This is a genomic window from Rahnella contaminans (assembly GCF_011065485.1).
In the GTDB taxonomy this organism is placed as follows: Bacteria; Pseudomonadota; Gammaproteobacteria; order Enterobacterales; family Enterobacteriaceae; genus Rahnella; species Rahnella contaminans.
Genome location: NZ_JAADJS010000001.1, coordinates 43,251 through 63,643 on the forward strand (window position 1 = coordinate 43,251; position 20,393 = coordinate 63,643).

Genomic DNA, 20,393 nt, shown 5'->3' on the forward strand with positions numbered 1-20,393 from the left:
ACCTATGGCGCTTACTAAAGCTGAAATGTCAGAACACCTGTTTGAGAAGCTCGGGCTGAGCAAACGGGATGCCAAAGACCTTGTTGAAATATTTTTCGAAGAAGTCCGTCGTGCTTTGGAAAATGGCGAGCAAGTAAAACTGTCTGGCTTTGGCAACTTTGATCTGCGTGACAAAAACCAACGTCCGGGACGTAACCCGAAAACCGGCGAAGATATTCCGATCACGGCGCGTCGTGTGGTGACTTTCCGTCCGGGACAGAAATTGAAAAGTCGTGTTGAGAATGCCACTCCGAAAGAATAAGTAAAATCATCAAAAAGGTCGCGAAAGCGGCCTTTTTTTTACCTATTTTTTGTGATCATCCTCACGTAAGTTCGGCGGGGGATTTTACGCTTTTAAGTTATTAGCACAGAAAGTGAAAAGATAGTGTTAAAGGGGTGGGCGCTTCAGGATTAGTCTGATAGATTAAATTTCAAGTCTGGAATGGAACGTAATTACCAATTGATGTGTAAGTGATGATAATTAAAAAAGGAGCCGAAGCCCCTTAAGTTAAATAGCTCAATATGTTCAGGTTAAAATGCGCACGCATTTATTCTCCCGACGAGTGACCTGAAAATATACGAGTCAGATTAGAAAGTTAAATTAATGGTTGTAGAACATACGCGGTCCACCAGGGCCACCGCCGCCATGACCACCACCGTGACCGCCACCACCAGGGCCCCAGAACGGCGGGAATAAACAGCCACTGAGGCTGACGACGACCAGAGCTACGCTAAATAAAGCTAAAATACGACGCATATGAGACATCCTTTATTTGAATAAACAAGGCGAGTATAAAGAGATCGCAACAACGTTGTTGTCAGACTTACGTTAAGATTTGTTAGAGTCGTAATAAGATTTGAATAGATAATAATCTTCATCCTGTTGAGTTATTTCAATCAGGATATATTTGTATTTTTATTGTAAGGGCTCGGCAAGTTATCCGAAAATACGCTTATTTCTCATGTTCACTTCTTTTGCCTGCTGATATAAAAAACACGTCATAAAAAATAAAGAAGGCGTGACCATCGTGAAAAAATCTCTCTTATTGCTTTGTTGTGCACTGGCATTGCCTGTGATCGCGCAGGCAAATGTTTCTATTGACGTTAATGTCCCTGGCGTAACGCTCCACCTCGGGGATCAGGATCAGCGCGGCTACTACTGGGATGGCTATGACTGGCGTCCGCCGCAGTGGTGGCACGAGCATCAGGGCCATCATTACGGTGACCGTAATGAGCATGGCATGTACTGGCATGGCGATCGCTGGGATTCCAAGCCGCCACAGCGCAGGCATTCGAATCCACCGCCAAGACCGCAGCCACATGATCAGGGCCGTCCAAACGGCGGCGATCACCATGGGAACAACAACGGTCATCCTGGCGGCAACGGCCAGCAGGGCGGTCATAACGATCAACATAATGATCAACACGGGAACGGTCAGCCGATCCCGCCGGACAGTCATCAGGGGCATTAATTGCCCGGTGAACGAAAAATACTTCCTAAGCCGGTGCTCAGTCACCGGCTTTTTTCATTTCTGCTTCCCTGTTGTGGAGCTAACTGCCTAATATCGGTAGGATAGTAAAATTCCAGCCACCGGAATTCAGCCTCAGGAATCCGATATTCATGCCTATCCCGCAGACTTTTTCTGCTCTCGAACACCAACAAAAATCACGCGACCGTCTCTGGCTCTCCGGGCTGAGCGTATTGCTGCTGCTGATTGGTGTGCTCAGCCTGAGTGCGGGTGAGCGCTGGCTTTGGCCGGATCAATGGCTGAGCAGCGAGGCGCGTCTTTTCGTCTGGCAGCTGCGTCTGCCCCGGGCGATTGCGGTGATTCTGGTCGGCGCAAGCCTGGCTGTTGCCGGATCGGTTATGCAGTCGCTGTTTGAAAACCCGCTTGCAGAACCCGGTTTGCTTGGTGTTGCAAACGGCGCGGGCGTGGCGCTGGTTTTTTGTGTGATGCTCAGTCACGGATTTATGCCGGTCTGGGCCATGAGTATCGCAGCCGTCGCGGGCGCGCTGATTGTGACGGCTTTTCTTTTGTATGTTGCGCGAAAACGCCTGTTGACCAATGCGCGGATGCTGCTGGTTGGTGTTGCGATTGGGATTGTGTGCAGTGCGCTCATGACGTGGGCGATTTATTTCAGCGACAACCTCGATCTGCGCCAGCTGATGTACTGGATGATGGGCGGATTTGGCGGCGTGGACTGGAATCAGATCTGGCTGGGCGCGATGCTGCTGCCGGTTCTCCTGTGGCTTATCTTTCAGGGAAAGTCGCTCAATTTACTTTCCCTGGGTACGCAACAGGCACAGCAACTGGGGATATCCCTCCGCGCCTGGCGGTTTATTCTGGTACTTTCGGTCGGCTGGATGGTGGGCATCAGCGTGGCGCTGGCCGGAGTGATCGGTTTTATCGGGCTGGTTATTCCACATATTCTCCGGCTTTGCGGGATCACCGATCAGCGCCGCTTGCTGCCGGCCTGCGCCCTGAGCGGAGCGGCAGTGTTGCTGCTGGCCGATGTTATCGCGCGCATTGGTTTATATGCGGCGGAGCTGCCCGTCGGCGTCGTGACCGCCACGCTCGGCGCACCGGTGTTTATCTGGCTGCTGGTCAGAAACGGACAAATCCGCTGATCCTTTCTGAAGGGTCGGCTATGCTCTTCCTTTACCTAACCCACAAAACTCAGGACTAAACGATGAGTAACACTATTTTTGATATTTCCCTGAAAACCATCGACGGCGAAACAACAACGTTGGGCGCTTACAAAGGTTCGGTACTTCTGGTTGTTAACGTGGCGTCGCAGTGTGGCCTGACCAAGCAGTACGAAGGGCTGGAAAGCCTTTATCAGGAATTACATCCGGAAGGTTTTGAAGTTCTCGGGTTCCCGTGCAACGAGTTTGGTGCGCAGGAACCGGGTACAGAAGATGAAATCAAAACCTTCTGTACCACGAATTTTGGCGTGAAATTCCCGATGTTCAGCAAAATTGACGTTAACGGCGAGCACCGGCATCCGCTGTATTCCGCGCTGGTCGCTGCCCGTCCGGAAGCGCTTAAACCGAAAGACAGCGCGTTTTACGAACGTCTGGCCAGCAAAGGTCGTGAACCTGTTAAGCCGGAAAATATCCTGTGGAATTTTGAAAAATTCCTGATTGGGCGCGACGGCACGGTGCTCGGGCGTTTCGCGCCGGACATGACGCCGGAAGATCCGCTGCTGACTGATGCCATTAAAGCCGCACTGGCGAAATAGTCCATTTTTGATAAAAGAGCAGGGAACGCAGATGCTGGAATGTCGTGAGGTGAGCGTTAGCGGGCGTCTTCGTGCGTTTAGCGCCCGGGTTTCGTCCGGCAGCCGGATCCACCTTATCGGCCCGAACGGGGCGGGGAAAAGTACCCTGCTGGCCCGGCTGGCGGGGATTTCCGGTTCTGACGGTGACGTTTTTATCGGCAAGGAAAACCTGACAGAAATCTCAGGACCGCGTCTGGCACGTCTGCGTGCGTGGCTCTGTCAGCAACTGACGCCAGCGTCGCTGATGCCGGTCTTTCAGTATCTGTCATTGCATCAGCCGCCGGGCGTCTCACCGGCTCTTTTAGAAAATACGATTGGCCGGTTGTGTGATGCGTTACAGCTCAGCGATAAACTTTCACGGCCTGTAACGCATCTCTCCGGTGGAGAGTGGCAGCGCGTCAGGCTGGCGGCGGTATTATTGCAGGTCTGGCCGGAGGTGAATCCCGACAGTCGGTTACTGTTTCTCGATGAACCGGCAAACAGTCTGGATGTTGCACAACAGCAGGCACTTGATCAGCTTCTGACTGAGTTTTGTGCCGCCGGACGTTCCCTTATCGTCAGTGACCATGATCTGAACCATACCTTGCATCACGCGCATCAGGTCTGGTTAATGTCGGCGGGCGAAGTGGTCGCCGCAGGTGAATGTTCGGAGGTTATGCAGGCAGAAGCACTTTCTACTGTATATAAAGTTCCCTTTCAGATACATGCTCTGGCGGGGCGTCGCTGGATAATGACAACACCGACATTAATCTGAGTTTAATGAATAGCGTTTTAATTATATAATTATTGAGTTTTCAACATTGGCGGCGTGCTTATATTGTTCATAAAAAATACAGTGGTCAGTTTTTTTCCATAAAGTTCATTTTTTTAATTGAGAAACGAATAATGTAACTTTCTGTTATTGAAAGGTTTTGTTGTTTCCTGTTTGTTTATTTCCACTCCATTTACTTTCTGTTTAACTTCACAAAACTGGAAAATCCTTAAGGTTAAATTAAGCTTAAACCGACATCATAAGAGTCATAATTTCAGGGCAGCGTTTACTTACGGTTAAATAAATGCGGTCTAAAGTCGGTATGAGTTAATTACCTTTTGGGATAGCGTAATGGAAAACTTTTTGCCTTTCTCCCGCCCGTCGATGGGTGATGAAGAGATTGAGGCTGTGGGGCAGGTTTTGCGCTCCGGTTGGATCACCACCGGGCCGCAGACACACCAGCTCGAACAGGATTTTTCTGCAGCTTTCGGTTGTAAGCACGCAATAGCGGTCAGTTCCGCGACCGGCGGTATGCACGTAACGTTGATGGCGCTGGGTATTGGCCCCGGCGATGAAGTCATTACTCCTTCCCAGACCTGGGTTTCCACCATAAACATGATTGTTCTGCTTGGTGCAGAACCGGTCATGATTGATGTGGATCCCGATACCCTGATGGTCAGTGCAGAAGCCGTTGCGGCGGCCATCACGCCGAAAACCAAAGCGATTATTCCTGTCCACTACGCGGGCGCGCCTTTGGATCTTGATCCGATTTATGCCGTGGCAAATCAGCACGGTATCCGTGTGATTGAAGATGCCGCGCACGCCGCAGGCACGCGTTACCGTGACCGCTGGATTGGCGCGCAGGGGACTGCTATTTTTTCTTTCCACGCTATCAAGAATATGACCTGCGCCGAAGGCGGTCTGATTGCGACCGATGACGACGCGCTGGCTGATAAAGTCCGCGCACTGAAATTCCACGGTCTGGCTGTTGATGCGTTTGACCGTCAGGTTCAGGGCCGCAAACCGCAGGCTGAAGTGATTGAGCCAGGTTTCAAATACAACCTTTCCGATATTCACGCCTCTATTGCTGTCGTCCAGCTTAAGCGTCTGACGGAAATCAACGCACGCCGTACCGAACTGGCGCAACGTTATCTCGATAAATTGCAGGGTTCTCCTTTCCTGCCGATGGGTATTCCGGCGTATCCTCATCTGCATGCGTGGCATTTATTCATGATCCGCGTGGATAAAGAACGCTGCGGGATCACCCGTGATGCGCTGATGGAACGCCTGAAAGAGCAGGGCATCGGAACGGGTTTGCATTTCCGTGCTGCCCATACTCAAAAATATTACCGCGAACGCTATCCTGACCTGAGCTTGCCAAACAGCGAATGGAATACCGATCGTTTATGCAGTCTGCCGCTGTTCCCGGACATGCAGGACAGCGACGTTGACCGTGTTGTCGCGGCTCTTTTTTCCCTTCTGGAGGCGCAGTAGTGGCGCAATATGAACCTATTCGTAAAGTCTCGGTAGTTATCCCGGTCTATAACGAAGAAGAAAGTCTGCCGGCGTTGCTGTCCCGGACGCAGGCCGCATGTAAACAATTAACGCAACAATACGAAATCATTCTGGTCGATGACGGGAGTGCGGATCGTTCCGCCGATATGCTCACCGTCGCTGCGGAAGAAGCGGACAGCCATATTATTGCGGTTTTGCTTAACCGCAATTACGGTCAGCACTCTGCAATCATGGCTGGTTTCAGTCATGTGACGGGGGATCTGGTAATTACGCTGGACGCTGACCTGCAAAACCCGCCGGAAGAAATTCCACGTCTCGTGGCGAAAGCTGACGAAGGTTACGACGTTGTCGGTACTGTTCGTGCAAACCGTCGCGATTCCTGGTTCCGCAAAACTGCTTCCAAGATGATCAACATGATGATCCAGCGTGCGACCGGGAAATCGATGGGCGATTACGGTTGTATGCTTCGCGCTTACCGCCGTCACATCATTGAAGCCATGTTGCACTGCCATGAGCGCAGCACGTTTATTCCTATTCTGGCGAATACCTTCGCCCGCAAAACGGTCGAAATTCCGGTTCAGCATTCCGAACGCGAATTTGGTGATTCCAAATACAGCCTGATGAAACTGATCAATCTGATGTATGACCTGATCACCTGTCTGACCACAACACCGCTGCGCATGCTCAGCGTAGTGGGCAGCGTGATTGCCATCTTCGGTTTCCTTCTGGCCGTGTTCCTGATTTTAATGCGCCTCATCAACGGCCCTGAATGGGCGGCAGAAGGTGTGTTCACGCTATTTGCATTGTTATTCATGTTTATCGGTGCGCAGTTTGTCGGTATGGGTTTACTCGGTGAATACATCGGGCGTATCTACAACGATGTTCGTGCACGTCCCCGTTATTTCGTTCAAAAAGTCGTCGGAGTTCGTTCCGAAGAAAACAGTCAGGAAGAAGAGTGATGAAAGCGATTGTATTTGCCTACCATGATATTGGTTGCGTTGGTTTACAGGCTTTGGTTGATGCAGGCTACGACGTACAGGCAGTCTTTACCCATACTGATGCCCCGAATGAAAATCAGTTTTTCTCTTCAGTTGCCCGCGTGGGTGCTGATCTCAATCTGCCAGTTTATGCACCGGAAGATGTTAACCATCCGCTGTGGGTGGACCGCATTCGTGCCTTGCAGCCTGATGTGATTTTCTCTTTCTACTACCGCAACATGCTGAGCGAGGAGATTTTATCTCTCGCGCCGCGCGGTGGCTTCAACCTGCATGGTTCTTTGTTACCACGCTATCGTGGCCGCGCTCCGGTGAACTGGGCGCTGCTGAATGGCGAAACGGAAACTGGCGCTACCCTGCACAAAATGGTGAAACGTCCTGACGCGGGCGACATCGTTGGCCAGCAGAAAGTCACGATTACCGCGGATGATACGGCGCTGAAACTGCACGCCAAGGTGCGTGAAGCGGCGAAAGAGTTGCTGACCAAACTGCTGCCGGAAATGAAAGCAGGTAAAATCAGCCTGACGCCGCAAGACGAAACGCAGGCGAGCTATTTTGGTCGTCGCACCGCGGCTGACGGTGAAATTCACTGGCACAAATCTGCGACAGAAATTAACAACCTGATCCGCGCCGTGACCGAACCTTATCCGGGGGCGTTCTCTTATCTGGGTCAGCGTAAACTGACTATATGGCGTGCGCGTCCGCTGGCGACTCAGCATGACAAACAGCCGGGCACCGTGCTTTCTTCTGATCCGCTGACCATCGCCTGTGGCGAAGGTGCGCTGGAGGTGCTGGCAGGGCAGAGCGAAAACGGTCTGTATGTTCAGGGTTCCCGTCTGGCGCTTGAACTGGGCATTATGCCGGACATGCGTGTCGCCACTCTGCCAACGGCTGTGATGAAACGCCGTACCCGCGTTCTGATTCTGGGTGTGAACGGTTTTATCGGTAACCACCTGAGCGAACGTCTGCTACGTGAAGATCGTTATGAAATTTACGGTCTGGATATCAGCTCTGACGCGGTCAGCCGCTTCATGGATAATCCGCACTTCCACTTTGTTGAAGGCGATATCAGCATCCATTCCGAGTGGATCGAATATCACATTAAAAAATGTGACGTCGTGTTGCCGCTGGTGGCCATCGCAACGCCAATCGAATATACCCGCAACCCGCTGCGCGTATTCGAACTGGATTTTGAAGAAAACCTGAAGATTGTCCGCGACTGCGTGAAATACAAAAAACGCATTATCTTCCCGTCCACGTCTGAAGTTTATGGCATGTGTGATGACAAAGAGTTTGATGAAGATAACTCCCGTCTGATCGTCGGCCCGATCAACAAACAGCGCTGGATTTACTCTGTGTCCAAGCAACTGCTGGATCGCGTAATCTGGGCTTACGGCGCGAAAGAAGGGCTTAAATTCACCCTGTTCCGTCCGTTTAACTGGATGGGACCTCGTCTCGATAACCTGGATGCGGCACGTATCGGCAGTTCTCGAGCCATCACTCAACTGATCCTCAACCTGGTTGAAGGCTCACCGATTAAGCTGGTGGACGGCGGCGAGCAGAAACGCTGCTTCACTGATATCAACGACGGTATCGAAGCGCTGTTCCGCATTATCGAAAACCGCGACAACCTGTGCGACGGCCAGATCATCAACATCGGTAATCCAACCAACGAAGCAAGCATTCGTGAGCTGGCCGAAATGTTGCTGAGCAGCTTCGAAGCCCACCCGTTGCGCGCACAGTTCCCGCCTTTTGCCGGTTTCAATCTGGTCGAAAGCAGCACGTATTACGGCAAAGGCTATCAGGACGTTGAGCACCGCACGCCAAGCATCAAAAATGCGCGCCGTCTGCTGAACTGGAAACCGGAAATCGGCATGGATAAAACCGTCGCTGATACGCTGGATTTCTTCCTGCGTTCTGTCAATCCTGATGCTGACAAAGCCTGAAACGGTGTCTGTGATGAAGAAAGTGGGTCTGCGCATTGATGTAGATACCTGGAGTGGCACCCGCGAGGGTGTCCCTCAGCTTCTGCAAGTCCTTTCGAAACATAACATTACTGCCAGTTTCTTCTTCAGCGTTGGGCCGGATAACATGGGGCGTCACTTGTGGCGCCTGCTTAAACCGCGCTTTTTGTGGAAGATACTTCGCTCCAATGCCGCCTCGCTTTACGGCTGGGATATCCTTCTGGCAGGTACCGCGTGGCCGGGAAAACTCATCGCCCGCGATCTGGGTTATCTGATGAAGGAAGCTGCCAGGCGCGGTCATGAAGTCGGTTTACACGCCTGGGATCATCAGGGCTGGCAGGCGAAAGTCGGTAAATGGTCTGAGCAGCAGCTTGAACAGCAAATTAAGCTGGGGCTGGATGCACTGGAAAAAAGCCTGGGTCACGATGTGGAATGTTCAGCCGTTGCTGGCTGGCGCGCCGATGAACGCGTGATTGAAGTCAAAGAGCGGTTCCATTTTTATTACAACAGCGACTGTCGTGGGAAATATCCTTTCCTGCCGGTGCTGGAAAACGGCACGCTGGGCACGGTGCAGATTCCGGTGACGTTACCCACTTACGATGAAGTAGCAGGTGGCGAAATCAATGCGGACAACTTCAATGATTTTATCCTCAACGCCATTATTGAGGATCAGGGTGTGCCGGTTTACACCATTCATGCAGAAGTTGAAGGTATGTCACTGGCTGCTCAGTTCGATGAGTTATTAATTCGGGCTGCCGCGCAGGGGATTCAGTTCTGTGCGTTGGGCGATTTGTTGCCTCAAAATCTCAGCACGTTGCCAAAAGGCAAAGTGGTTCGTGCCAGTTTCCCAGGCCGGGAAGGCTGGTTAGGCTGTCAGCAAGAAGGTTTTTCCTGATGTCTAAATCCCTTAAGGGCGTATGGAGCACCTTAATTTTGGTGTTCTTTGCCCTGGTTTATCTTGTTCCTCTTAATTCCCGCCTGTTATGGCAGCCCGATGAAACCCGTTATGCCGAGATCAGCCGTGAAATGTTACAGCGCGGCGACTGGGTTGTGCCGCATCTTCTGGGTTTACGCTATTTTGAAAAACCGGTGGCCGGTTACTGGTTTAACAACATCAGCCAGATGATTTTTGGTGACAGCAATTTCGCTGTTCGCTTTGGTTCCGTGTTCAGCACCTTACTGAGCGCCTTGCTGGTCTTCTGGCTGGCAAACCTGATGTGGCGTAACCGCCAGACGGCGTACATTGCCACGCTGATTTACCTTTCCTTCACACTGGTATTCAGTATCGGTACGTACAGCGTGATGGATCCGATGATCACGTTGTGGATGACCGCCGCGATGGTCGCCAGCTATTTCTGCATGCGGGTTTCCGGAACACGGCAAAAAGCGCTGAGCTGGATTGCACTGGGGCTGGCCTGCGGCATGGGCTTCATGACCAAAGGTTTTCTGGCGCTGGCGTTACCGGTGATTGCAGTTCTGCCGATTGTCTGGCGTGAGAAACGGTTCAAAACCCTGTTTGGCTGGGGCCCGCTGGCGATTGTTGCTGCGGTGGTACTCAGCCTGCCATGGGTGCTGGCCATCGCACGCGAGGCACCGGATTTCTGGCGTTACTTCTTCTGGGTTGAGCATATTCAGCGTTTTGCCGAATCCAATGCGCAACATAAAGCGCCATTCTGGTACTACGTGCCGGTCTTGTTGCTCGGGGCTTTGCCATGGCTTGGGCTGCTGCCGGGCGCTTTACGCGATGGCTGGACGAAACGTGTGCTGCGTCCTGAATTATTCTTCCTGCTGAGCTGGACGATCATGCCGCTGATTTTCTTCAGCGTAGCGAAGGGTAAATTACCGACGTACATATTGCCATGTTTCGCGCCTCTGGCTTTGCTGATGGCCGATCATTTGGATCAGATCCGTCAGTCAGGAAAATTACGGGCGCTAAAAGCCAATGGCACCATTAACATCGTTTTTGGCGTGCTGATGGCGGTCGCGGTTCTGGTGATCTCCGGCATTTTACCGTTGCATGTCAAAGCCGTGTTCACCCGCGCTGAATTGCCCCGCGCGCTGATTGGTATCCTGTGCTTTGCCGTTTGGGCACTGGCCGGAGCGATGTCACTGACTGACGTGAAAAAACGCTGGTACTGGGCGGCTGCATGTCCGTTGGTGCTGGCGCTTCTGGTCGGGCAGGCGATCCCGCAAAAAGTCATGGACTCCAAGCAACCACAAGGTTTCATCGGCGAAAATGTTGCAATGTTGCAGGACAGTCGTTTTGTGCTGTCAGATAATGTGGGGATTGCAACCGGTTTAGCCTGGGTTCTGAAGCGCGACGATATCATCATGTTTGGTGAAAAGGGTGAGCTGGAATATGGCCTGAGTTATCCTGATGCGAAGTCAAAATTTGTCGATTCCGCGGATTTCCCGGAATGGTTACAAAAAGCACGTCAGGAAGGAAATGTTTCTGTGATCCTCAGACTTGATAGAAATGCAGGTATCTCTGGCAAACTCCCACCGGCTGACCAGACGGTGCAGATTGAACGCCAGGCGCTGTTGTTCTACAAAAAACTTCCATGACCGGATTCCTTCTGGTTCTTGCCGTAAGCATCATCACCTGTGCCGGTCAGCTTTGTCAGAAGCAGGCCGCACAGGTCGCGGGTGACGGTCTTGCCCGCGTCTTACGCTGGCTGGGGCTGGCGGTATTGTTGCTCGGCATCGCGATGTTGTTATGGTTGCGCGTGTTGCAGCTTCTGCCGCTGAGCCTGGCTTACCCGATGCTCAGCCTGAATTTTGTTCTGATCACGCTCAGTGCACGCTGGTTTTTCAGGGAGTACGTTGACGGCCGCCACTGGTGTGGTGTGGCGCTGATCATGGCCGGTATCGCACTGATGAGTGTCAGCTTATGAAAGGGTATCTTTGGGGCGGGGCGAGCGTTCTGCTGGTGACGGCGGCGCAGTTGCTGATGAAATGGGGCATGGTGCAGATCCCGTGGGTTTCACTGGCTGAGCTTAATATTACTTTTATTATCAGCCATTTAAAACCGCTGGTAGCCGTGTTTCTGGGGCTGTGCGGGTATGCGTTTTCGATGGGCTGCTGGTTCTTTGCATTACGTTATTTGCCGCTGAACCGGGCGTATACCTTACTGAGTTTGAGCTATGCGCTGGTGTATATCGCGGCGGTCACATTGCCGTGGTTCAATGAAAGCATCAGCTTAACCAAAACGCTAGGGGGACTGCTGATCTTATCCGGTGTCTGGTTAATTCACAGCAAACCGGTAAAAGACGTCCATTAAAAACGGCTTTAAACGATAAAAAACATTATTAAATATTGGATGACGGATAAAATAGCGCTAAATTCTATTAGTTCTTAGATAACGGCGACTTATCCGGTCCGCGCAAATTTCCGCGTCTGACCCTGCCGTGATGCAATTCAAGAAGGAATGCACTATGCGCTGGTCATCCGTATCCATGTATTCCCTGCTGGCTGTTGCTGCGCTGATTCTTAACGGTTGTAGCAGCCACGCGCCACCGCCAAGCGGACGTTTCGCCGATTCAATTACTGTTGTCGCAGAGCTTAACGATCAGCTCAGTCAGTGGCACGGCGCGCCTTATCGCTACGGCGGATTGCAGCCCAGTGGCGTTGACTGTTCCGGCTTTGTTTTCCGCACCTATCGAGACCGGTTTGGTGTCGTTCTGCCGCGTACCACGGCCGATCAAACCAAAATCGGCACCAAAGTTTCCCGCGATGAGCTCCTTCCTGGTGATCTGGTTTTCTTTAAAACCGGTAGCGGCGAAAATGGATTACATGTCGGTATTTATGATACTGCCGACCAGTTTATTCACGCTTCGACCAGCCAGGGTGTAACGCGTTCCTCGCTCGATAATGTTTACTGGCGCAAAGTTTACTGGCAGGCACGACGCATCTGACGCCCCGTATCAAATAAACTATCCCCTGATTCCACTGCGTATTTCATCCTGATTTTTGCTGTTATTATCTGAACAGACTTTTTCAGGATGAATATGCAATGAAACCTCTCAGACTCTTACTTTCCGACTCTTACGATCCCTGGTTCAATCTGGCCGTGGAAGACTGTATTTTTCGTGAGATGACGACGCAGCGTGTTCTTTTCTTATGGCGAAATGCCGAAACCGTGGTTATTGGTCAGGCGCAAAATCCGTGGAAAGAATGCAATACGCGCAGGATGGAAGAAGACGGCATTCGTCTGGCGCGCCGCAGCAGCGGTGGCGGGGCGGTCTTCCACGATCTGGGCAATACCTGTTTTACGTTTATGGCAGGTAAACCGGAATACGATAAAAGCGTCTCGACGGGTATTATTCTTAATGCGCTAAAAAGCATGGGCATTAATGCCAGCGCATCCGGCCGCAACGATTTGGTTGTTCAGACTGCCGAAGGTGAAAGAAAAATTTCCGGATCGGCTTACCGTGAAACGGCCGATCGCGGATTCCACCACGGCACACTGCTGCTTAATGCTGACCTGAGCCGTCTGGTAAACTACCTCAATCCGGATGTTAAAAAGCTACAGGCAAAAGGCATCACGTCTGTCCGTTCGCGGGTTGCAAACCTCAATGAATTTGTTCCGGATATTAATCACGAGCAAATCAGTCAGGCCGTGACAGCCGCATTTTTCGAATGGTATGGCACGAGCGTCGAACCTGAAATTATTTCTCCTGACGTTTTCCCGGATATTCCCGGTTTTCCGGAACGGTTTGCCAAACAAAGCAGCTGGGAATGGAATTTCGGCAAAGCGCCGGCGTTCAGCCATTTACTCAATGAACGCTTTGTCTGGGGCGGAGTGGACATCCATTTTGACGTGGAAAAAGGCGCCATCAGCCGGGCGCAGATTTTTACCGACAGCCTGAATCCTGCGCCTATGCTGGCGCTGGCCGATGCGCTGGTGGGAACGCGTTACCATGCGCAGGATGTCGCACTGACCTGTCAGGAAATCTCCACACAGTACCCGGCAATGCAGGCTGAACTTGGTGAGCTGCAAATCTGGCTGGCACGCTGTATCCGCTGAATCCAATCACCGGAACCCGTTTCTTCCGCAAAAAAAGGGTTCCGGTAAACAAGTCCATGCCTCTCATGTCCCTTCTTTTAACCATGATGCAGCAGACATATTTGAAATAATCTCTGGTTTATTATTACGTTAGAAAAGCAGCCGGGATGCCAAACCGCACGTTATTCTTGCTGCTGATACTTGCGCAACATTTCATAAGCCACTATAACCATTAGATAAAATATTAAGTGACATGCTTAATTGTGCGATTGCACAATTAATAATCAAAATTTTGTCAAAATATGTCTGATAGCGCTCACAGACTGTGTTGCGCGTTTGCACCACTGACGATAAGATTAGTCCGAAAGCCCCTTTCTGACCGAAAGACGCCTCAAAACGAAGGCGCAAAAGGGACATACATTCTTACATTTTTTGATCTCTCCGCCGTTTGCGAGATCAGCACTCAACCCTTGAATCCGGCTAGGTTCTTTCTTGATATCAATTTCTCTAATATTTCGGTGACGCCTCGGGGCTCCGGTATCTTTATGATCTGATTGATAGTCAAAAAAGTTATTAATCAATTCGCAGTGCCGTTGATGTTTTGGACAAAAATGAAAATACAATTCGATACGGCGTTTAACAGCAACTATCTGTGCCAGCCGGTTTACTCAATCGAAGGGAAGTTACTCGCGATAGAATTAGTGTGTCGTTTTTCCAGCGCAGATAGCAAGCTAATCATGCCAACAGAGCTTGTGCTGAATTTGCTCACTCAGACGCAGCTGCAACGTTTTCTTAATGAGCAACAAATTTGGGCTAATGAACATGCCCGTTGGTTTTGTGATAACCAGGTAATTTTAAATATCGGCGTGGAAGAAAAACAGGTAGCGTTACTGCTCGAGGATGAAACCCTCCGCGATGCTTTCAAGGCACATCCTTTTATTCATCTGAATCTGAGCGAATCTTTCCCGCAACTTTCTGAGGGCCGGAAAAACCCGCAACTGATGGCGCTCAAGCAACATTTTCCCTTATGGCTGGACAATTTTGGCTCAGGGAATGTCACGATGGCACCCGTTTTCGATCACCTTTTTCAATGGGTGAAACTGGATAAAAATCTGTTCTGGCAGCTTTTCGAGGGCGAGCATTTTGCCATTGTGATGCCGTCGCTCCTGAGAAATGTAAACCGGTTTTGTCGCAATATTGTGGTGGATGGTCTGGACAGTCAGGCCTACTTTGATGCGCTGCGTAAGACCGATGTACAGGGGATGAAAGGTTTGCTTTGGCCGGGTGTTGACCCCGCAGAGCTGGACAATCTGCTTGTCCGGCCCGGCCAATTTCATTAATCGGTAACTCCAGTTCTGGTGCCATTATCCCGGTCAGCGCCTGCTGCACCGGGATTTTTCATTTCCGCGCTCCGCAATTCCCCTGTTATTACTCCGTGTTAATCACCGCGATGCCGCCCTACACTAAAGAAAAGGGGGATTTATGCCGCAATTCGAACATCATTACGCAGACCAGTTATCCGGTTTTTATACCGCGCTTCAGCCCACGCCGCTGAAAGGCGCGCGCCTTCTGTACCACAGTGAACCGCTGGCCCGCCAGCTTGGGCTGGATGACACTCTCTTTGATGCTGAGCACCGGGAGTTCTGGTGCGGTGAAAAATTCTTCCCGGGCATGTTGCCGCTGGCGCAGGTTTACAGCGGACATCAGTTTGGGCAATGGGCCGGACAACTGGGCGACGGCCGCGGGATTTTACTCGGTGAACAGGTTTTGCCTTCAGGACAACGCTTTGACTGGCATCTGAAAGGCGCAGGTCTGACGCCTTATTCACGCATGGGCGATGGTCGGGCCGTGCTGCGCTCGGTGATCCGTGAGTTCCTGGCGTCCGAAGCGCTTCATCATTTATCGGTGCCGACGACTCGCGCGTTGTCGATCGTGACCAGCGACGAACCTGTTTTTCGTGAACAGCCGGAACGCGGCGCAATGCTGATGCGCGTGGCTGAAAGTCATATCCGCTTCGGCCATTTCGAGCATTTTTATTACCGTAAACAGCCCGAACAGGTGAAACAACTGGCGGATTACGTAATCGCCCATCACTGGCCTCAGTTGCCGGAAAGCGAGCCGGACGCGACGCGGCGTTACCAGCAATGGTTCTCCGATGTGGTTGAGCGAACCGCCGCGCTGATTGCGCAGTGGCAAAGTATCGGGTTTGCGCACGGCGTAATGAACACCGATAACATGTCGGTTCTCGGCCTGACCATTGATTTCGGTCCCTACGGTTTTCTGGACGACTACCAGCCGGGCTACATTTGCAATCATTCCGATCATCAGGGACGCTACAGTTACGATAACCAGCCTGCGGTGGCGTACTGGAACCTTCACCGGCTGGCTCAAACGCTGTCCGGCCTGTTGAGCAACGAACAATTACAGGCAGCGCTGGATTGTTACGAACCGGCGTTAATGAAAGCCTACGGCACGCTGATGCGCGGCAAGCTGGGCTTCTTCACGGAAGATAAACGGGATAACGATTTGCTGACCGGATTGCTCAGCCTGATGGCGAAAGAAGGCAGGGATTTCACGCAGACTTTCCGATTGCTCAGCCATGTGGAACAGCAACAGGCGCAATCCCCGTTACGCGATGAATTCATTGATCGCCCGGCGTTTGACAGCTGGTATCAGGCCTATCGCGAGCGTTTGCAGACGGAGAATATCGACGATGAGACCCGTCAGCAGGCGATGAAGCAAAGTAATCCGCGGATCATTTTGCGTAATTATCTGGCGCAGCAGGCGATTGAAAAGGCGGAAAAAGACGATATCAGTGCGCTGACACAGCTACATGAGGCGCTTCGCGACCCTTACAGCGATGCTCCGCAATACGATGCGATGGCGGCATTACCACCGGACTGGGGAAAACATTTGGAAATTTCCTGCTCCAGCTAACGCGCAGTTAAAAAATGCCACATACCCGAAACGGTGTTGTGGCATTTTTGTTTTGAGGCCGTGTTTACTGACGCAGGAAAACCTGCGGTAAAGCGGTTTCCGGATGCGCGCAGACGTTCAGATCGGCCTGATACCAGCGGCTCAGCGTTTCTTCGCTCAGCACTTCAGCCGGTGTTCCGCTGGCAACAACTTTACCGCTGTGCAGCAAAATTATCCTGTCAGCATACAGCGCCGCCAGATTGAGATCGTGCAGCACGCAGCATACCGACAATGGCGTTTTCAGGGTCAGCTCGCGCAACAGGCGCAATGCATGTTGCTGATGGTATAAATCGAGCGCCGACGTCGGTTCATCCAGAAAAAGCCAGCGCGGAGCAGGGGCAGGTTGCCAGAGCTGAATCAGCACGCGTGCAAGCTGCACCCGCTGCTGCTCGCCGCCTGACAAATGGCGATAATCGCGTTCTGCCAGCGTCATACAACCGGTCTGCTGCATCACTTCGTTCATCGCATGTTGCATATTTTGCTGGCCGTGCGGTGAGCGTCCGAGCGTCAGCACTTCACGCACGCTGAAACCGAACGCCATCGTACTGTTCTGGCGCATCACCGCGCGGGTGCGGGCAAGATCCTTCGATGTCCAGTCGGCCAGCCGTTTTCCCTGTAATGTACAATGCCCGGACTGCGGCGTCAGATAACCTGTCAGCATGCGCATCAGCGTGGATTTCCCCGCGCCGTTTGGTCCGATCAGCGCGACCATTTCGCCGCTTTTCAGGCTGAGTGATACGTCGTCAATTAAGCGACGACCTCCGGCGGAATAGGACAAATTTTCCGCAGCCAGCAATGAAGTGAGATCAGACATTGCGCGGCACTCCGGGCCGTAAAATTAACCATAAGAAATACGGGCCACCCAGAAGACTGGTCAGCAGGCCCACCGGCATTTCAGCCGGTGCGACCAGCGTTCTTGCCAGCGTGTCTGCCAGTAATAACAGGCAGGCTCCGGCCATGGCTGATCCCGGTAATAACCAGCGATGATCTGCACCCAGCCGCATGCGCAGCAGGTGAGGAATGACCAGACCGATAAAGCCGATAACACCGGAAACTGCGACCGCAGCGCCCACCAGCAGCGCACTCAGCAGCAATAATTGCAACTGCGTGCGGCGAACGTTAACGCCAAGGTAATGCGCATCTTCCTCACCGAGCTGCAAAATATTCAGGCGACGCGCCATGAATAATGTCGCCACGCAGGCGGGCAGAATTAACGATGCGGCAACCGCCAGCGTTGGCCATTGCGCCTGTCCGAGGCTGCCCATGCTCCACAAAGAAAACTGGCGCAGCTGCTGGTCATCGCTGACGTAAGTCAGAACGCCAACGGCTGCGCCACACAGGGCGTTTATGGCAATGCCGGCGAGAAGTAAACGCGACAACCCGCCATGCCCGAAACGGCTCAGCGCGAAGACGATGGCCGAAATTGCCAGGCTTCCCGCAAAGGCGCTGAACATGTGACCGTAGAGTGCCAGAACCGGCGGTAGCGACAGCGGCATGACAATAGTCAGTGCCACTGCCAGCGCCGCGCCGCTGCTGATCCCAAGCAAACCCGGATCCGCCAGCGGGTTGCGAAACAAACCCTGCATCACAGCACCGGAACAGGCCAGCGCGCAGCCGACCACTACGGCCAGCAGCACGCGGGGCAGACGAACTGTCAGCCAGATTTGCCATAACCCGTCGTCAAAAGGCCGCATTAACAAGGTACGCAGTGACAACGCCATCGCCCCGGTATTGGCTGCCAGAATAGCCAGTACCAGCAGAGCACCACCGAGGCCGATCAGCGCCCAGACAGGAGAACGGCGTCGGGACGGCATTGGGGGGCTCATGCTGCTCATTTCGCTTGTTCCGCCGCCTGACGCAGTTGTGCCATAACGACCGGCGTTTGCAGGCCAAAGCCCAGCAGCGACATATCATCAAGCACTAAAACGCGCTTATTTTTGCCTGCCGGCGTCATGGCAACCCCCGGTAATTTCCAGACCTGATCCATGCCGCCCAGCGTTTTCACGCCGTCGGAGGTCAGCAATAAAATGTCCGGAGCGCTGGCAATGACGCCTTCCTGCGAAAGAGGGCGATAACGGCTGAACCCCTGCATAGCATTTTTCGCACCTACGGACGTGATCATCGCGTCAGCCGCCGTATTCTGGCCTGCTGCCATAGACGACATTCCGCCGTGGCTCATGACAAACAGAATTTTTACCGGCAAAGCATCGTGATGGATGGCATCAAGCTGAGAACGGTACGTGGCAATCAGCTTTGCGCCTTCCGCCTGACGGTTGAGCGCGTCTGCAATCACTTCAATCTTTTTAGGTACGGTATCGACAGAAGCCGTGCCCGGCACGCGAATGACCTTCACGCCGTTTTGTGCCAGTTGCTGTAAAACCAGTGAAGGTTCTGCCAGCTCGCTGCTCAGCACCATCGAAGGGCGCATGGACAGGATCCCTTCGGTGTTGAGCTGGCGCATATAACCGACATCCGGCAGTTTAAGTACCGCCTGCGGACGCAGGCTGGTGCTGTCGCGTGCCACCATTTCATCGCCTGCCCCGAGGGCGTAGACAATTTCGGTCACATCGCCGCCGATGCTGACCAGTTTCTCTGCGGCGTGGAGCACGGGTGCAGACAAAATTGCCGCAGCGGCAATCAGCGCTTTCAGAGGTGTTTTCATGCGGCAACGCCTTCGCTGCTTAGTTGTGCCAGTTGTTCGCGCCACCGGGTCTGTTCTGCCGTGCCTTCAGTACGCTGGCCGTACAGTTGGGCAATTTGCGTGCCGTCTGCGGCAAATAATTCCAGGCTGGTGACAAAGCCGTCTTTGGTCGGTTTACGGGTGATCCAGCTTTCTGCGATGGCGCTTTCCACCAGATGAAGGGTGAAGCGTTCGTTGAAAACGTTAATCCATTCGCCGTGTGGCATCACTTTTTCAATCTGGCCGGTGAAGATTTGCACGCAACCGCGGTTGCCAACGAAAATCATAATTTCATTCTGATCATCTTTTGCGATGTTCAGCAAACGGGTCAGTGAACCGTTTTCGACACGCCATGCCAGATCGTCGCCTACTGCTTTGAAAGCCTGCTGGCGGGTGACATCATGGCGTTTGAGAAGCTGGAAGAACTGGTGAACATCTGTCATTGCACGCCAGTCAGCATCGATGCTGCTGGTATCAGAAACGCTGGCCGGAGCCACAGGCGCGACCGGTTCAATCTGCAGCGGAGGATTGACATCAGTTTTGTACTGGGCAATCAGCGCGTCCCAGGCTGCCATGTCGGTTTCGTCGGTGTTATACACTTTATGAACCGCGTCGCCGTATGCATCAAAGAACTGAATACTGTGCCGCACGCCGCGGGCTGTGTTTTCAGACATGCTGAAAACGTGCAGCCAGTGCTGAAGGAAAAGACGTAAATCCAGCGCGCGCGGATTCAGGATTAACCCCGCATGGCCGCTGAGATGCTGGTTTTCATAGCGCCCCTGCTGTTCGTGAACAGCATAATCATTGCGGGTGATGGATTTGGTCCCGCCCACATTTTCCAGTGCGGCCAGCAATGTACGGGCATCGACATCCAGTTTCACTGCATCATGCGAAACGCGTAAAGAGGTTAACTCGGCTTCACTGATACCTAAAATTCCCGCCAGATCGCGGGCATATTTACCGGGATTGGCTTCTTTGGCCTGTAAATAGTCCTGATAGTGAACTGAATGCATTGCTGTCTCCTCGTTGTCTTAATGTCATCTGCCATCAGGCAGATAAAAAATCGCGTTGTTATGTGAATGATTTGTAAAAATATTTGGACCAGAGACCAGCTAATTCCATTGCTGGTAATGGGAATTAATATCAATTTGATAATCATTATCAAATCATTGCACAAACACATCAA

21 protein-coding genes are annotated in these 20,393 nt (G+C 52.3%); 16 read left to right on the forward strand and 5 right to left on the reverse strand.

The window, feature by feature from the left end; translation table 11 throughout:
• The first annotated feature begins 4 nt into the window (after positions 1-4).
• Positions 5-301, forward strand: coding sequence for an integration host factor subunit alpha (gene ihfA / locus GW579_RS00185; protein WP_004089944.1), 297 nt, complete (start codon positions 5-7; stop codon positions 299-301).
• Between the two features lie 339 nt (positions 302-640).
• On the opposite strand, the gene GW579_RS00190 is transcribed toward ihfA, so the two are convergent.
• Complete coding sequence (locus GW579_RS00190) at positions 641-796, reverse strand: hypothetical protein (RefSeq protein ID WP_165056879.1); 156 nt, start codon at positions 794-796, stop codon at positions 641-643.
• Between the two features lie 271 nt (positions 797-1,067).
• On the opposite strand from GW579_RS00190, the gene GW579_RS00195 reads away from it, so the two are divergent.
• The 15 genes from GW579_RS00195 (at position 1,068) to GW579_RS00265 (ending at position 16,488) form a co-directional block, all read left to right on the forward strand.
• Complete coding sequence (locus GW579_RS00195; protein WP_165056880.1) at positions 1,068-1,511, forward strand: DUF2502 domain-containing protein; 444 nt, start codon at positions 1,068-1,070, stop codon at positions 1,509-1,511.
• Between the two features lie 149 nt (positions 1,512-1,660).
• Entirely contained in the window at positions 1,661-2,668 is a 1,008-nt protein-coding gene (gene btuC, locus GW579_RS00200; RefSeq protein WP_152325695.1) for a vitamin B12 ABC transporter permease BtuC, read from the forward strand.
• 62 nt (positions 2,669-2,730) lie between these two features.
• Positions 2,731-3,282, forward strand: a complete 552-nt coding sequence (locus tag GW579_RS00205; RefSeq protein ID WP_152325696.1) for a glutathione peroxidase — start codon at positions 2,731-2,733, stop codon at positions 3,280-3,282.
• A 31-nt stretch (positions 3,283-3,313) separates the two neighbouring features.
• Positions 3,314-4,075, forward strand: coding sequence for a vitamin B12 ABC transporter ATP-binding protein BtuD (gene btuD / locus GW579_RS00210; RefSeq protein WP_152325697.1), 762 nt, complete (start codon positions 3,314-3,316; stop codon positions 4,073-4,075).
• 348 nt (positions 4,076-4,423) lie between these two features.
• Entirely contained in the window at positions 4,424-5,566 is a 1,143-nt protein-coding gene (arnB, locus tag GW579_RS00215; protein WP_165056881.1) for a UDP-4-amino-4-deoxy-L-arabinose aminotransferase, read from the forward strand.
• On the forward strand, positions 5,566-6,546 hold the full coding sequence (gene arnC, locus GW579_RS00220; protein WP_152325699.1) for an undecaprenyl-phosphate 4-deoxy-4-formamido-L-arabinose transferase: 981 nt from the start codon (positions 5,566-5,568) through the stop codon (positions 6,544-6,546). Before arnB ends, arnC begins: the two co-directional genes overlap by 1 nt.
• Positions 6,546-8,528 carry a bifunctional UDP-4-amino-4-deoxy-L-arabinose formyltransferase/UDP-glucuronic acid oxidase ArnA gene (gene arnA / locus GW579_RS00225; protein ID WP_165056882.1) on the forward strand — a complete coding sequence of 661 codons (1,983 nt, stop codon included), beginning with the start codon at positions 6,546-6,548 and terminating at the stop codon, positions 8,526-8,528. The genes arnC and arnA overlap by 1 nt, the downstream gene beginning before the upstream one ends.
• A 13-nt stretch (positions 8,529-8,541) precedes the next feature.
• Entirely contained in the window at positions 8,542-9,441 is a 900-nt protein-coding gene (gene arnD / locus GW579_RS00230) for a 4-deoxy-4-formamido-L-arabinose-phosphoundecaprenol deformylase (protein WP_165056883.1), read from the forward strand.
• Entirely contained in the window at positions 9,441-11,111 is a 1,671-nt protein-coding gene (gene arnT, locus GW579_RS00235) for a lipid IV(A) 4-amino-4-deoxy-L-arabinosyltransferase (protein WP_152325702.1), read from the forward strand. Before arnD ends, arnT begins: the two co-directional genes overlap by 1 nt.
• A complete protein-coding gene (gene arnE, locus GW579_RS00240) occupies positions 11,108-11,440 on the forward strand; it encodes a 4-amino-4-deoxy-L-arabinose-phosphoundecaprenol flippase subunit ArnE (protein ID WP_152325703.1) in 333 nt (110 codons plus the stop codon). Before arnT ends, arnE begins: the two co-directional genes overlap by 4 nt.
• Positions 11,437-11,826 (forward strand): 4-amino-4-deoxy-L-arabinose-phosphoundecaprenol flippase subunit ArnF, encoded by a 390-nt coding sequence (gene arnF, locus GW579_RS00245; protein WP_165056884.1) that lies wholly within the window; start codon positions 11,437-11,439, stop codon positions 11,824-11,826. The genes arnE and arnF overlap by 4 nt, the downstream gene beginning before the upstream one ends.
• A gap of 154 nt (positions 11,827-11,980) precedes the next feature.
• Positions 11,981-12,460 (forward strand): NlpC/P60 family protein, encoded by a 480-nt coding sequence (locus GW579_RS00250; RefSeq protein WP_082465713.1) that lies wholly within the window; start codon positions 11,981-11,983, stop codon positions 12,458-12,460.
• Between the two features lie 98 nt (positions 12,461-12,558).
• Positions 12,559-13,572 carry a lipoate--protein ligase gene (locus GW579_RS00255; protein ID WP_165056885.1) on the forward strand — a complete coding sequence of 338 codons (1,014 nt, stop codon included), beginning with the start codon at positions 12,559-12,561 and terminating at the stop codon, positions 13,570-13,572.
• A 575-nt stretch (positions 13,573-14,147) separates the two neighbouring features.
• Positions 14,148-14,891: an EAL domain-containing protein gene (locus GW579_RS00260; RefSeq protein ID WP_235937296.1), complete on the forward strand. Its 744-nt coding sequence runs from the start codon at positions 14,148-14,150 to the stop codon at positions 14,889-14,891.
• A 142-nt stretch (positions 14,892-15,033) separates the two neighbouring features.
• Positions 15,034-16,488, forward strand: coding sequence for a protein adenylyltransferase SelO (locus tag GW579_RS00265; RefSeq protein WP_165056886.1), 1,455 nt, complete (start codon positions 15,034-15,036; stop codon positions 16,486-16,488).
• Between the two features lie 64 nt (positions 16,489-16,552).
• Here the strand turns inward: GW579_RS00265 and GW579_RS00270 are convergent, their stop codons facing one another.
• The 4 genes from GW579_RS00270 to GW579_RS00285 are packed head-to-tail and all read right to left on the reverse strand — an operon-like array spanning position 16,553 to position 20,220.
• On the reverse strand, positions 16,553-17,341 hold the full coding sequence (locus GW579_RS00270) for a heme ABC transporter ATP-binding protein (RefSeq protein ID WP_165056887.1): 789 nt from the start codon (positions 17,339-17,341) through the stop codon (positions 16,553-16,555).
• The gene (locus GW579_RS00275) at positions 17,334-18,341 is read right to left on the reverse strand and encodes a FecCD family ABC transporter permease (protein WP_152326333.1); all 1,008 of its coding nucleotides are present in this window, start codon (positions 18,339-18,341) and stop codon (positions 17,334-17,336) included. The genes GW579_RS00270 and GW579_RS00275 overlap by 8 nt, the downstream gene beginning before the upstream one ends.
• A 17-nt stretch (positions 18,342-18,358) precedes the next feature.
• Positions 18,359-19,189: a heme/hemin ABC transporter substrate-binding protein gene (locus GW579_RS00280; protein WP_165056889.1), complete on the reverse strand. Its 831-nt coding sequence runs from the start codon at positions 19,187-19,189 to the stop codon at positions 18,359-18,361.
• Complete coding sequence (locus GW579_RS00285; RefSeq protein ID WP_165056890.1) at positions 19,186-20,220, reverse strand: hemin-degrading factor; 1,035 nt, start codon at positions 20,218-20,220, stop codon at positions 19,186-19,188. The genes GW579_RS00280 and GW579_RS00285 overlap by 4 nt, the downstream gene beginning before the upstream one ends.
• Between the last annotated feature and the right edge of the window lie 173 nt (positions 20,221-20,393).

Coding starts and splice junctions, on each gene's coding strand:
- ihfA (WP_004089944.1), top strand. CDS start 5: ATGGCGCTTACTAAAGCTGAAATGTCAGAACACCTGTTTGAGAAGCTC.
- GW579_RS00190 (WP_165056879.1), bottom strand. CDS start 796: ATGCGTCGTATTTTAGCTTTATTTAGCGTAGCTCTGGTCGTCGTCAGC.
- btuC (WP_152325695.1), top strand. CDS start 1,661: ATGCCTATCCCGCAGACTTTTTCTGCTCTCGAACACCAACAAAAATCA.
- GW579_RS00205 (WP_152325696.1), top strand. CDS start 2,731: ATGAGTAACACTATTTTTGATATTTCCCTGAAAACCATCGACGGCGAA.
- btuD (WP_152325697.1), top strand. CDS start 3,314: ATGCTGGAATGTCGTGAGGTGAGCGTTAGCGGGCGTCTTCGTGCGTTT.
- arnB (WP_165056881.1), top strand. CDS start 4,424: ATGGAAAACTTTTTGCCTTTCTCCCGCCCGTCGATGGGTGATGAAGAG.
- arnA (WP_165056882.1), top strand. CDS start 6,546: ATGAAAGCGATTGTATTTGCCTACCATGATATTGGTTGCGTTGGTTTA.
- arnD (WP_165056883.1), top strand. CDS start 8,542: ATGAAGAAAGTGGGTCTGCGCATTGATGTAGATACCTGGAGTGGCACC.
- arnT (WP_152325702.1), top strand. CDS start 9,441: ATGTCTAAATCCCTTAAGGGCGTATGGAGCACCTTAATTTTGGTGTTC.
- arnE (WP_152325703.1), top strand. CDS start 11,108: ATGACCGGATTCCTTCTGGTTCTTGCCGTAAGCATCATCACCTGTGCC.
- arnF (WP_165056884.1), top strand. CDS start 11,437: ATGAAAGGGTATCTTTGGGGCGGGGCGAGCGTTCTGCTGGTGACGGCG.
- GW579_RS00250 (WP_082465713.1), top strand. CDS start 11,981: ATGCGCTGGTCATCCGTATCCATGTATTCCCTGCTGGCTGTTGCTGCG.
- GW579_RS00255 (WP_165056885.1), top strand. CDS start 12,559: ATGAAACCTCTCAGACTCTTACTTTCCGACTCTTACGATCCCTGGTTC.
- GW579_RS00260 (WP_235937296.1), top strand. CDS start 14,148: ATGTTTTGGACAAAAATGAAAATACAATTCGATACGGCGTTTAACAGC.
- GW579_RS00265 (WP_165056886.1), top strand. CDS start 15,034: ATGCCGCAATTCGAACATCATTACGCAGACCAGTTATCCGGTTTTTAT.
- GW579_RS00270 (WP_165056887.1), bottom strand. CDS start 17,341: ATGTCTGATCTCACTTCATTGCTGGCTGCGGAAAATTTGTCCTATTCC.
- GW579_RS00275 (WP_152326333.1), bottom strand. CDS start 18,341: ATGCCGTCCCGACGCCGTTCTCCTGTCTGGGCGCTGATCGGCCTCGGT.
- GW579_RS00280 (WP_165056889.1), bottom strand. CDS start 19,189: ATGAAAACACCTCTGAAAGCGCTGATTGCCGCTGCGGCAATTTTGTCT.
- GW579_RS00285 (WP_165056890.1), bottom strand. CDS start 20,220: ATGCATTCAGTTCACTATCAGGACTATTTACAGGCCAAAGAAGCCAAT.